Annotated in this window: 12 protein-coding genes; 6 read left to right on the forward strand and 6 right to left on the reverse strand. The window is 39.7% G+C overall.

The window, feature by feature from the left end:
* Positions 1-5: 5 nt before the first annotated feature.
* Positions 6-1,376 carry a DEAD/DEAH box helicase gene (locus ACK8HY_RS17690; protein WP_077438035.1) on the reverse strand — a complete coding sequence of 457 codons (1,371 nt, stop codon included), beginning with the start codon at positions 1,374-1,376 and terminating at the stop codon, positions 6-8.
* Positions 1,377-1,552: 176 nt separating this feature from the next.
* On the opposite strand from ACK8HY_RS17690, the gene ACK8HY_RS17695 reads away from it, so the two are divergent.
* Together ACK8HY_RS17695 and ACK8HY_RS17700 are read left to right on the forward strand one after the other, a co-directional pair.
* The gene (locus tag ACK8HY_RS17695; protein ID WP_077437838.1) at positions 1,553-3,691 is read left to right on the forward strand and encodes a S46 family peptidase; all 2,139 of its coding nucleotides are present in this window, start codon (positions 1,553-1,555) and stop codon (positions 3,689-3,691) included.
* Between the two features lie 118 nt (positions 3,692-3,809).
* Positions 3,810-3,989 carry a histone H1 gene (locus ACK8HY_RS17700; protein ID WP_077437839.1) on the forward strand — a complete coding sequence of 60 codons (180 nt, stop codon included), beginning with the start codon at positions 3,810-3,812 and terminating at the stop codon, positions 3,987-3,989.
* Between the two features lie 304 nt (positions 3,990-4,293).
* Here ACK8HY_RS17700 and ACK8HY_RS17705 read toward each other — a convergent pair whose 3' ends face one another.
* The 5 genes from ACK8HY_RS17705 to ACK8HY_RS17725 form a co-directional block, all read right to left on the reverse strand.
* Positions 4,294-5,088 (reverse strand): GLPGLI family protein, encoded by a 795-nt coding sequence (locus ACK8HY_RS17705; RefSeq protein WP_416134359.1) that lies wholly within the window; start codon positions 5,086-5,088, stop codon positions 4,294-4,296.
* An 11-nt stretch (positions 5,089-5,099) separates the two neighbouring features.
* Complete coding sequence (locus tag ACK8HY_RS17710) at positions 5,100-7,841, reverse strand: outer membrane beta-barrel protein (RefSeq protein ID WP_416134360.1); 2,742 nt, start codon at positions 7,839-7,841, stop codon at positions 5,100-5,102.
* A 182-nt stretch (positions 7,842-8,023) separates the two neighbouring features.
* Positions 8,024-8,374, reverse strand: coding sequence for a hypothetical protein (locus tag ACK8HY_RS17715; RefSeq protein ID WP_416134361.1), 351 nt, complete (start codon positions 8,372-8,374; stop codon positions 8,024-8,026).
* A complete protein-coding gene (locus tag ACK8HY_RS17720; RefSeq protein WP_416134362.1) occupies positions 8,367-8,918 on the reverse strand; it encodes an RNA polymerase sigma factor in 552 nt (183 codons plus the stop codon). The genes ACK8HY_RS17715 and ACK8HY_RS17720 overlap by 8 nt, the downstream gene beginning before the upstream one ends.
* A gap of 6 nt (positions 8,919-8,924) precedes the next feature.
* Positions 8,925-9,239: a hypothetical protein gene (locus ACK8HY_RS17725; RefSeq protein WP_077437846.1), complete on the reverse strand. Its 315-nt coding sequence runs from the start codon at positions 9,237-9,239 to the stop codon at positions 8,925-8,927.
* A gap of 108 nt (positions 9,240-9,347) precedes the next feature.
* On the opposite strand from ACK8HY_RS17725, the gene ACK8HY_RS17730 reads away from it, so the two are divergent.
* The 4 genes from ACK8HY_RS17730 (at position 9,348) to ACK8HY_RS17745 (ending at position 13,218) form a co-directional block, all read left to right on the forward strand.
* Positions 9,348-10,718, forward strand: coding sequence for a dipeptidase (locus ACK8HY_RS17730; protein ID WP_416134363.1), 1,371 nt, complete (start codon positions 9,348-9,350; stop codon positions 10,716-10,718).
* A 61-nt stretch (positions 10,719-10,779) separates the two neighbouring features.
* Positions 10,780-11,682 carry a LysR substrate-binding domain-containing protein gene (locus ACK8HY_RS17735; RefSeq protein ID WP_416134364.1) on the forward strand — a complete coding sequence of 301 codons (903 nt, stop codon included), beginning with the start codon at positions 10,780-10,782 and terminating at the stop codon, positions 11,680-11,682.
* An 80-nt stretch (positions 11,683-11,762) separates the two neighbouring features.
* On the forward strand, positions 11,763-12,743 hold the full coding sequence (locus ACK8HY_RS17740; RefSeq protein ID WP_416134365.1) for a c-type cytochrome: 981 nt from the start codon (positions 11,763-11,765) through the stop codon (positions 12,741-12,743).
* Position 12,744: 1 nt separating this feature from the next.
* The gene (locus ACK8HY_RS17745) at positions 12,745-13,218 is read left to right on the forward strand and encodes a hypothetical protein (protein WP_416134366.1); all 474 of its coding nucleotides are present in this window, start codon (positions 12,745-12,747) and stop codon (positions 13,216-13,218) included.
* Position 13,219: the final 1 nt, after the last annotated feature.

Here is a 13,219-nt window from a genome sequence, read left to right on the forward strand (position 1 = left end):
GCTGATTATCGTTTCTTGAAATTACGGCTTGGTCCTGTGGATTTTCCCCCGCTGGACTTACCCTTGCTTTTGGCCTTCGGCTTAAAGCCCGAGGCTCGTTGCGCTTCGCGTACTTCCTTTTGTTTGATCACATATTTCTTCTCATGGAAAGCACCCTGATAATCTGGATTATCTTTTTTCTTTTGATTATCAATATCGCGGGCTATATCCTGTTTCTCCTGAAAAGGGGTTTTCTCCACAAATACTTCCTCCGGAATCGGATATACCGGAATACTCTGTTTGATCAATTTCTCAATTTTTCGGACATAGTACTTCTCGGCCTCATTACAAAAAGTGATGGCATCTCCTTCATTGAAAGCCCGGCCCGTACGTCCGATACGATGTACATAATCTTCGATAACAATAGGCACCTCAAAGTTGATTACATGGCTCACATTGGACACATCAAGTCCGCGTGCCGCAACATCCGTTGCCACCAGTATACGGATATTCCCCTCCTTAAACGCATTGATTGAATTGATACGTGTATTCTGTCCTTTATTGGCATGAATGACACGCACTTCATCTTTACCATATTTACGTTCCAGAAAATGAAAAACGTTATCCGCTACTTGTTTTGTTTTACAAAAAACAATCAGTCGGCTAAAAGCTTCATCATCTTTTAACAGATGTTGCAGTAAGTTGAGTTTTGTTTTTTGATTAGGGACAAAATACAAAGCTTGGCTGACCGTTTTAGCCGGTGTGGCCTGTTCAGAAACTTCTATAACGGTAGGAAATGCAAGAAAATCCCCAGCAATCTTACGGACAAGCTCACTCATTGTGGCTGAAAACAACAGATTTTGGCGTTTGCGCGGTACGATCTCCAATACACGGTGGATTTTACTGATAAATCCCATGTCCATCATCTTGTCCGCTTCGTCCAAAACTAAAAATTTAAGTGACTTAACGACGATATGTCCTTCTAAATATAAATCAAGGAACCGCCCCGGTGTGGCAACGATAATATCAACTCCTTTTTCAAGTGTTTCTATCTGAGTTTTGGGGCCTAATCCGCCATACAATACGACCGAACGTAAATCGAGGTAAGTAGAAAATAATTTGATATTCTCCTCGATCTGCATGGCCAACTCCCGGGTTGGTGTCAAAATTAAAGCACGTGCATCAGTTCCTTGAGCATACTTCAATTTCATCAACATGGGCAATACAAATGCAGCTGTCTTTCCGGTTCCGGTCTGGGCTATTCCCATCACATCCTGCCCCGCCAATATCGGTGTAATTGCCTTTTCCTGGATCTCAGTCGGTTGTTCATACCCCGCTTCTGCTATCGCATTTAGGATCTGTTTATTGAATTTAAAATTTTCAAATGATTGCTGCATCCGACAAAGATAAGGAAAAGACTCCATTTGACTTTCTTCGATAACCAATACGGTAGACATTTACTTTTAATTGACATAAAAATTGGGAAAAAGTACAATATAAAGTCTAATATTTTGGTTTTTAACAGAATTAAAGCATTTTTGTAGGGTATAAACAAACTTTTTATCAGGTTGATATGAAAAAATTATGGATGTGTTTGTTGTTGATAACAACAAGCTTTACTGCGTTTGCCGATGAGGGAATGTGGTTTTTAATGTATCTGAAGCGTCTGAATGAGGCTGATATGCAAAAAAAGGGGCTTCGTTTAAGTGCCGAAGAGATCTACAGCATTAACAACTCAAGCTTAAAAGATGCGATTGTGCAATTTGGCGGTGGCTGTACCGCAGAGATTGTGTCTGACCAAGGATTGGTATTCACCAACCACCACTGCGGCTATGGCGCAATTGCTGAATTGTCCACACCTGAGAACGACCACTTGACTAATGGTTTCTGGGCAAAGACAAAAAGCGAGGAATTAAAACCAAAATCGCTATCTGTACGCTTCTTTGTACGCATGGATGATGTATCAAAACGCATCTTAGGATTGGTCAATAATAAAATGTCCGAAGATGAGCGCAACAAAATCATCGCTGCCGAGATTGCTAAAATCCAAAAAGAGAACAGTGAAAATGGCAAATATGTTGTTGAGGTGAAATCTTTCTACCAAGGCAATGAATATTATTATTTCGTATATCAAGATTACAATGATGTACGTTTAGTGGGAACCCCACCAAATAGCATTGGTAAATTCGGTGGCGACACGGACAATTGGGAATGGCCTCGCCATACAGGTGACTTCTCCATTTTCCGCGTCTACGCAGATAAAAACGGGAATCCAGCAGAATATGCAAAGGATAATGTTCCATTAAAACCAAAACATTTCCTACCTGTAAGTTTAAAGGGTGTTCAAGAAGGTGATTTTGCGATGATCTTAGGTTACCCAGGCCGCACAAATCGTTGGATGCCATCGGGTGGAATCAATCAAAACGTAAAATTTGCATACCCTGCTTGGGTAGAAGCTTCCAAAACAGGTATGGATGCCATGAAAAAATTCATGGATCAGGATCAGGCTGTCAAATTGAATTACGCTTCGAAATACTCTCAGGTTGCCAATTACTGGAAAAACCGTCAGGGAATGATTGACGCATTGACTCTACATAAAACTGCTGCATCAAAAGCCAAAGATGAGGTTAAATTTGAAAAATGGGCAAACAAGGCTGCCAATAAAGCGGAATATGGTGATGTTATTAGCACGATCAATGCATACTATACCGCAACCAACGAGAAAGCGAAACACGACAATTACCTGATGGGTATGATCCGTTCCAGTGCAATTGCCACTTTACCTTACTCGATCGGCTCTGGCTTGGAAGTCTATGCAGCAGGTGATGATGCACGCAGAAAAGATATTCTTCCACGTTTAAAATCAGCGATCGATGCGGGCTACGAAAAAATGTATATGCCTTTGGAAGAACAGGTGTTGATCGACGAATTGAACCTTTACGCGAAAAAAGCTGGAAATATCGCGCCTTATGTTGCAGAGTTAGCAGCCAAAAACAATAATGATTTTACAGCCTATATCAAAGAATCTGTTAAAAACAGCATTTTTGCTTCAGCTGAGCGCTTAAATAATTACTTAGCAGATCCTAAGGCTGAAATTTTGGCCAATGATCCATTGTATAAATTATCTTCGGCATTGATCAACAAATACCGCCAGGAAGACCCTAGCGCAAAAGCTGAGCATGACAAGTTTGAAGCGGCTTACCGTAAATATGTTGCCGGTGTATTGGCTTCCAATCCAAAAGGCAAATTCTATCCGGACGCAAACAGCACCTTACGTCTTTCATATGGCTCGATCAAAGGCTTACCGAAAGACCCTCGTAACGATGCTGACAAGAACTTCTATACAACCTTAAAAGGTACTATCGCCAAATACAAAAAAGGTGACGAAGAGTTCGATTTACCACAACGTTTGATGGATTTGTATAAAAATAAGGACTATGGCCGTTACGCCGACAAAAAAGGACACTTGCCCGTAAACTTCCTAAGTGACAATGACATAACAGGCGGAAACTCAGGTTCTCCGGTAATTAATGGCAATGGCGAATTAATTGGCCTAGCTTTTGATGGTAATATCGAGGCAATGGCCGGCGACGTAATCTTTGACCATAAGCTACAACGTACAATTTCAGTTGACATTCGCTATGTTTTATTTATCATTGATAAATTTGCAGGAGCAAGCAACATTATTGACGAACTTAAGATTGTTGAATAGTTTTTTTTAAGCTTTTTCGATAAAAAAAAACGAAATTTATTTTCTATTTGATTCGTTTTTGTATATTTAAGGAGTGTTTAGGAAAAACCATAAAAACTAAAATTATAATTATAAAAAAATGGAAAACTACGTAAAATTAAAAGAGTTAGTAGCTTCTATCGAAGCTGATGCAGACAAGTTCTTCAACAATGGTAATTCTGCTGCTGGTACACGTGTACGTAAAGGATTACAAGACATCAAAACCTTAGCACAAGAAATTCGTAACGAAGTTACTGCTAAGAAAAACAGCGGAAAATAATCTTTCCTGAGTTTACATAAAAAAGGCCTTTCAATGAAAGGCCTTTTTTTGCTTTAATGGCAGCTGTAGCTTGTTACAAGTAATAACAGCCCATTAAGAGGTTATACACCTTCACATCGAGGTAACAACCTAAGCCGAACCAACACAGATCAGCTAAAGTCACCAAAGTTTCAGATAAAACCATTATTATTAACACTGGTTTTTTGCTGCTCCTATCGACAAAGGGCTATCCGTGGATAGCCCTTTGTCGATAGGAGCAGAATTTGTCTGCCAATCACCTAGTTTATGATATAAGATAAATTTCTTACATATTGCCCAGTTCCATAATAAATTGAACTGTTTCTTTATTCATGTGCTGAGACAAAACACCCGAAATCTGATCGGTCATGGTCTTTCTGGTCATCCGTTTTACCTTGCTTTTTTCGAACCGCTGTTTATCCATAGGCACATCGTTGCTCAATTCGACCTTGGTGGCAAAATAAGAAACGTGCTGGCTGGGGACTACCAATCCGAGTATCATTCCGGGGAGTCCATTGATAGACTCAGGTCCGCCACTGACTGGAATTTCATTGCAATAATAGCCGATCACGTAAATCGAGTCAGTTGTAAGACCATTAGCTCTCCGACAGTTATACCCGGCTATTTCACGGTATTCATCCGTAATTTTCCATTTTATCCGTTTCATCGTGTCCTCAACAATGATCTTTTCACCAACAATATCATTATATCGTTGGAAGGAACGTGTCGTCATATTGGACAATGTAATCGCTTCAAAGTCCAATGCAAACATCATGATATATTGCTTAACCATTTGATCCAGATTGTCATTTTTGACAGGCTCAAATAGGGTTTCATTCGCATTGAATTTCAAAGTCTTTTTCAATACAGCATTTTCGGGCAACTTGGGCAATACCTGTTCAAAAAATGTTTTTGAATTGTTATCAGCCTTCGCGATAAACTTCTTGCTCACAATATTTTTCATATACATGGTCTTATCATAGGAAATGCTCCCAGATCGCCCGAACAGCGTGTACTGCGCCTTGAGACTTAATACAGTACAACACAAAAAGAGAAAAAAGATATATTTTAACATGGTCATTAACTTAAATTTTATAAGAACATTTTTGTAAAGTCCCAGGATAGCTTCAGCATATAGTATCTACGGATCGTGTCATAGCGACGCTGCGTAAAAATTGAAGTTGATGCCGAACGGCTAAAGCCTTTATTCTGGTCAAGCACATCATTGATCATAAAATCCAACATCAGGGATTCATTCTTCAGGAACTTTTTACTTACTCCGGGGTGAAGCAGGAACTGCTCAAATTTTTCATCAAAAGCTTTCGTTGCCGCTTCATAGGTGTAGCTATAGTTTGTATAGACTTTAAAGGTTTTATTGATAAAATATTCGACACTACCATTCGATCCAAACACAAAGCCATTACTATTTGTGTTACGTTCCAGACTGGATTTCATTAAGCGATATTGCGGACTGAAATTTAAATCGAAATTCAGCCCAGTCTTCGTATCTCTTTTAAAATTGTATGTAAAGTTGAAATTTGTCGTATTCACCTTATTTAATTGCTGGTTGAATAGATTATAATTATCACTCATATTCAGATAGAACTGCGGGGTATTGGACAAGCCCAGTTTCTTGCTCAATTTAAAATGGTATCCGGACCAGATATTTATGGAGGTATTTGTTTTCCCCTTTACGTTATTCCAGGTATAAATATTGAGCCCCTGTGCGGTATCGATATTTTGTGTGATCGGATTTTTATCCAGCGTAATATTACCGCCCACATAGACATAGCTTCCCGTAAGAATACGAAATGAATTATAATTGATATTTAAGGAGTTTCTAAAAGAAGGTTTTAAATTCTCATTTCCCAAATAGCGGTTGATCTGATCCGAATTATCCAAAATCGGTTGGATCTGACTCATGGAAGGCAATTGATTCTTTCCAGTGTAATTCATCCATAATCCTTTGGTTTTTGTGAAGGAATATCCGGCACTCACATTGGGGTTATACGTAAAATAACTTCTGGAAAGCCCTTCTTGGCTATAGTAATTATATTGTTTGAGTTTGTCATTATTAAAATTATTGGCAACAGTAAACTTCAACTTGTCCGTTGTATGCACGATTGCTAATTTATATCTGCTGCTCCGTCTATCGAAATCGTAATTGTTACTGAAACGACTGTCCAGATCATTATATTTCCCATCAGCACCTTTGTTGAATGATTCAACACGGGAGGAGTTATTACTGCTTTCTATGCCAGTTCCGACCACGAGATTCCAAACATTTGATAACGGTTCGGTATACGAAACTGAAGCACCCAGTACATCATTTTTATTATTGCGTTCCTTGCGTTGATCTGTCCTGTCAACCAGCCTATTGCCTGCGGTATCCTTTTTAGCATAATTTTCAACAGTTGAGAATAGATGACCATCTCCTATCATTTCACTTCGTCTGAATTGACCATCAAATGTAAATGAACGTCCCTTTTTCTTAAATTTATGGGTAAAATAAGTGCTAAAATTCAACTCATTGATTGTGTTCTTGATGGTCTCACGGGTAGTTTCAGCAATTGTTGTATCCATACTTTGCGTAAATTGATAGGCGTCACGCTTGTTATCCGACCAAAGATTTTTGCGGGAAGCTCCGCCCCGGATGGTTAACGTATTTAATGAATCAAAATTCAGATCATATTTTAAATTGGCGCGATGCTGATCATTCTCCGTATCTACAGATTTAGTCGATTTATTATTGATAAGACCGGTACTAATTGTCTCATCATCGCCATCACTGCTTAATCTTCCGTATTTATAGTTGATATTTACACTGTGTTTATCCTTGTTGAATTTATCCGAAAAATTAACACCCGAATTAATCGCCTGAGGTATCCCGATCACACCTTGTCCGGAAAAAGGATCCGTAAAATTAGTCCAGGACATAGACCCGTCGTCTCCATATGAAACACCCGAATCACCGCCATATTTCTGTGCATCCTGCCAGTTCATACTGGTCGTTCCATTATTTCCAAAAAGGCCATACACGGAGATCTTTTGAGAACCTTTGAACTTGTTCAACATCAACTGCCCCATATAATAATCACGGGTACCTCCTCCTAATAAGGCTTTTCCGAACATGCCATTTTTGGAGCCCTCTTTTAGTTTGACATTAATGGTCTGTTCACGTTGGCCATCATCTACCCCCGTCCGTTCGGCCTGCTCAGATTTTTTTTCATACACCTGCACCTTATCCACCATATCCGATCGAATATTGCGGGTCACCAGGGTTGGATCATCGCCGAAAAACTCCTCGCCATCCACAAGTACCTTTTTGACCGTCTTGCCTTGTGCGGTAATTTTCCCGGATGCATCCACTGTGATCCCCGGCAGCACCTTCAACAGATCTTCAACCTTCGCATTTTTTTCTACCTTAAAACTTCCGGCGTCATACTCGGTAGTATCCCCTTTTATCGTAATGGGAATTCGACCGGTGACAATAACCTCCTCCAATAAAGTAGCTGTCTTGGTCAGCCCAACACTTAATTTGGAATAATCTTTATCTGGGGAAATCTCGGTATAATAATCACCATATTTGGGATAACTTACGATCAACAGATAGGAACCGCTATCAGGCTTTAACAAGGAAAATAGTCCATTTTCATCTGATCTCGTAAAACCGGTCAATATGGAATCTTTAGCGGTTAACAACATGACTGTCGCATCTGATAGCTTAATCTGATCTTTTACATCACTTATTTTTCCGGCAATTTTGGACTGCCCCAATGCTATTCCGTGCATACTGAAAACGAAAAATAAGAGAATTTGCAAAACTCTTTTCATAAAATTGTTGGATAGTATATTAACATCAATATAACATTAGTAGATAAAACCAATGTTTTGTTACAGTAAATTTAATTTTATTTCTAAAAAATATTCAATAGCGTCCTGACACTAATTAAAAAGACATAAATCTTATCTAATTAGGATGCTTAAATCCAAAATTTCCATAAAAAAAATTAAAATTATTGATAGCTTTTTTCTTTTTGTATCTTAATTAATTTCCACAATTGCAGACAGAAAAAACAGATCAATAGCACGAAGATGATCTGAGAGAATATGAGCGCATAATTGCGATAAGCAACCACGGTGATTAGGGTCTGAATTCTGTTGATAAAATAGTTATTGAGCATAATCCCAAATATCGATCCCAACAGAAAAAATAGGATGGCATATTTACGATCAGAAAGTGCCTTGGCTTTTACTTTTTCCAAATCGCTGATCTGTCTCATAACACGCTGCTCAAAGTCTTCGAAAGGCATATTGACGCGACTCATTTGCAAGGCTTGCTTTATTTTATTGTTTTCTTTATCCATGGTATTCTGATTTTTTAATCAATTGATTCAACACTAGCAGCATATTTTTCCTTGCCCGATGTAGCACTACTTTGGTATTTGCGAGCGTCCACCCCATGATTTCCTGGATTTCTTCCATAGACTTTTCCTCTAAATAAAATAAGCGCAAAGCAACAGATTCTTTTGGCGACAAAATCGCCAAAGCATCGTTGATCATTTCTTTACGCTCGTTATCAATAATTTCGTCAAGAATGGACGCATCAGTAGCATGGTCATGGTCTCTCAGATCAAAATCGACCAATTCCAGCTTTTTGTAACGGATGCTATTAAAAGCAACATGGACCACAATGCGGTAAAACCAGGTGCTGAACTTGGATTTACCTTTAAATGAGGACAAAGATTGATAACACTTTATAAAAGCTTCCTGTACGACATCCTCGGCCATATGTTCCTGCTTGACAATAGAGATTGCAACGGAAAAAGCCATGTCCTGATAGGTCTTTATAAAATAGCGGTATGATTCAACGTCCCCGGAAAGTACTTTACGAATATAGATTTCATCCATCTAAGCCTAAATATCGTGTTTTTTATCTAGCCGGTTTGCAACAATCATAGATACCCCAGCGGATATGATCAAAATCGCCACTACCAATGAATCTGGCAGGCCGGCACGCAGGTAATTTTGTAATACGCCCACAATGAGCAGTCCGATACCTATCCCCAACACGAGGATACCTGGTTTTTGCCAATCTGCAGGCTGCCTCCTTCTTTCCTCACCAGGAATGTGGATCGCCTTACTACGATAACGCATAATAAAATATACGCACAGCGTAATACAGGTAAATAATCCCACCGCTACGATTGCACCCATTGTTTGTTTTTCCATAATTTTTTTGATTTAATTTTACCATTAGTCACCTTCAGGCCCGAAAAGGTTACAACAAATTGAGTTAAATGTGCCGATTTGTGTAAATTTGTTTCAAATACAAACAATATGCAAAACATTAAAGAATATGTAGAAGCAAACAAGCAACGTTTTTTAGATGAGTTGTTTGATTTATTGCGTTTACCTTCGGTCAGTGCTGATCCTAAATTCAAAGGCGACGTACAGAAGACTGCAGAATTTGTTGCCCAAAAATTACGTGATGCAGGTGCCGACAACGTAGAAGTTTGTGCCACAGCTGGTAATCCAATCGTTTACGGCGAAAAAATTATTGATCCTTCATTGCCAACTGTACTGACTTATGGTCATTATGACGTACAACCGGCAGATCCATATGAGTTGTGGGATACCCCGCCTTTTGAACCAACTATCCGCGATGGTAAAATATATGCCCGTGGTTCAGCAGATGACAAGGGGCAGTTTTATATGCATGTGAAAGCCTTCGAATATATGATGCAAAACAACGCCTTGGCGTGTAACATCAAATTTATGATCGAAGGAGAGGAAGAAGTTGGTTCTGTTAACTTAGGTACTTTCGTCAAGGAAAACACGGAAAGACTTAAAGCGGATGTGATCGTGATTTCGGATACCTCGATGATCAGTATGGAGCAACCGTCATTGGAGACAGGTCTTCGTGGGCTTTCTTATGTTGAAGTTGAAGTCACCGGACCAAACCGTGATTTACACTCTGGCGTGTATGGTGGTGCTGTTGCGAACCCGGCTACCGTTCTGGCAAAACTTATTGCATCTTTGCACGACGAGAACAACCATATCGCAATCCCTGGATTTTACGATGATGTCGTTGAATTAACAGCTGAAGAACGTAAAGCGTTGAACGAAGCCCCATTTGATATCGAAGAATATAAATCAGATTTAGGCATCGAGAATATTTGGGGCGAGAAGGGTTATACAACTTTAGAACGTACCGGTATCCGCCCTACGCTGGAAGTCAATGGTATCTGGGGAGGCTATATCGGTGAAGGAGCCAAAACCGTGTTACCTTCCAAAGCAAACGCAAAAATCTCGATGCGTCTTGTACCAAACCAAAATTCTGAACGCATTACGGAACTATTCAAAAAACATTTCGAGGGTATTGCACCGGATTACGTTAAAGTAGAGGTAAAACCACATCATGGTGGTGAACCTGTGGTCACTCCAACAGACAGTGTGGCCTATAAAGCTGCTGAAAAAGCTTTACATGAAACATTTGGCGTAAAACCAATCCCTACCCGTGGCGGTGGATCCATTCCTATTGTTGCTTTATTTGAAGACGTTTTAGGACTAAAAACAGTGCTTCTTGGATTTGGACTTGACAGCGATAACCTGCACTCTCCAAACGAAAAATATGGAATCGAGAATTACTTAATGGGTATATCCACAATTCCTTTATTTCATAAATATTACGCAGAACTAAGCAAATAATTTAGTTTTTCATTAGATAAAGGGTTATTTTTAAATTTTAGAAATAACCCTTTATCTTTTTATGGATTTTGATTTTCGCCTCATCGTTTTTTATACTGCTGCTCAGCACCTTAATTTCACCAAGACTGCTTCGGCACTCTTCATCTCACAACCCGCAGTCAGCAAAAACATCCAGGAACTGGAAAAAAAGCTCGGCGTCCCTCTTTTTGAGAGGAAGGGAAATAACCTCGACCTGACTGAATCCGGACAAATTCTCTATAAATACGCTCAACAGATTATCAATCTTTATAATCAGGCAGGACAGGAAATACAGGAATTACAGACTGGACGTAAAGGGAATCTTGTACTGGGGGCCAGCACGACAATATCGCAGTATGTACTTCCAACATTACTGGCAGATTTCCTCTCCCAATATCCGAATAACCGCATCCAATCTTTTCAATCCAATAGCCGCAGCATTGAAGAGCAGCTTATTGACAAGACATTGGACCTAGGGATTACCGAAGGATCAACGGACAACAGGGCTTTAAAATATATCCCTTTCATGAAAGATGAACTCGTTTTGGTCACCAATAGCCAAAACCCGTTGCTAAACCAGTTAAAAAATCCTATTCTCTCTGATATCACACGTTTACCTTTGGTACTTCGCGAGCAGGGTTCAGGTACACGCACCATTATTGAAAATGCATTAAAAGAACAACGGATCGGTCTTGCAGAGATCCAGATCGACATGATACTTCCATCAACAGAAAGTATCAAAGGATATCTGGCCCGTCGTCATAGTTTTGCGTTTCTTTCTATCCATACCGTGCAACGGGAGGTATTAAATAATCAGTTGACCATCGTCGATATTCCGCATTTGTCCATCGAACGTTACTTTTATTTCACCCATCTATATGGAGGCCTCGCTGGTACCCCTAATCAATTCCTACAGTTTTGCCTGAGACAGAATTTCAAGATATAACATTTGGTTATGTCTCATAAAGAAAGATCGTTTTAATCCCTGTGCACAGGCAGGTAGATTTGTACAAACGAATTAGAGGCATGGAATACAAAAAACTAACAAATTATCTAAAAGCGCTCAGTTGGATCATTGTCGCATTGGTTATCACCTGTACAACGCTGTGTGTATTTCCCCTTAAGCATACAAATAATAACAGCGTCACGGATTCACTTGCTCTCGCTACTGATTCATTGATCACACATGTGTCACAGTTCAAAGCGGTACCATTCAAAAACAATCCCGAAGGGGAAATGGCAAGTTATGGCGAAAAGCTGATCAAAAATACCTACGATTATTTTTACGATGGTGACATAAAAATCGGGAATAAATTGGCCTGTAGCAGTTGCCATCTCAACGGCGGAACAAAAGCTTTTGCAGCTCCATACGTTGGGCTCACGCACGTATTCCCCACATACATCGGCCGGGAAAACAAAGTTGAATCTTTAGAGGAACGTATTAATGGTTGCTTCGAAAGAAGTATGAACGGCCGAGCGATCCCTGAAAACAGCAAAGAAATGCGGGCGATAGTCACCTATATAAAAAATATCAGTATCAATACGGTCAGCAAAGGGCGACTAAGCGGCCAAGGCTTTGTCAAAATGGACATTCCAAATCGTGCTGCAGATCTGAAACATGGTCAATTGGTATTCGAAGGCAAATGTACAAGCTGTCATGGAAAAGATGGACAAGGGATGGCACAGCCTACTGGCAAGGGCTATTTATATCCGCCACTTTGGGGAAAAGACAGCTATAACGATGGAGCCGGCATGGCGCGGCTGCTTACCGCAGCGCGTTTTATAAAAGCAAACATGCCTTTAGGCGCAAGTTATGATGCTCCGCAGCTCAGCGATGAGGAAGCCTATGACGTCGCCGCCTATATTAATTCTTTCGATCGCCCCAAAAAAGCAAATAAAGAACTTGATTACCCGAATTTAGCAAAGAAACCAAAAGATAGCCCTTATCCGCCATATGCAGATAACATTAGTTTGGCACAACATAAACACGGACCTTATAATTTTTAAAATGATGAAAAAACAATTGACGATTGCTTGCATCCTCTTCGCGATGACAACAGTACAAGCTAAAGCACAAAACAATAAGTTATTACAGGACAACCATCAATATACAGGGGCCGTTGCCAAGAAAAAGCTGTATAAGGCCATCTATCAATTGGATAGTAATGATCCAAAAACAATTGAGAAAGCCATTCGGAATATCAATAACGTTTTAAAAGACCCAAGGCTCAAAGGACACCTACAAATTGAACTGGTTGCTTTTTCAGGCGGCACAGAAGCATATTTAAAAAAGAACAACCAATATGAAAAACCCTTGCAGGACCTTGTTGAAAAAGGTGTTATTGTCGCCCAATGTTTGAATACATTGGAAGAAAAACATATTGCAAAAGAAGAGCTGTTTGATTTCATTGGTTATGTCCCTAGCGGGAACGGTGAATTGATCTTAAGAGCAAATGAAGGCTGGGTCATTGTTAAACCATAGT

The sequence above is a fragment of the Sphingobacterium sp. NGMCC 1.201703 genome, assembly GCF_047784615.1.
GTDB lineage: Bacteria > Bacteroidota > Bacteroidia > Sphingobacteriales > Sphingobacteriaceae > Sphingobacterium.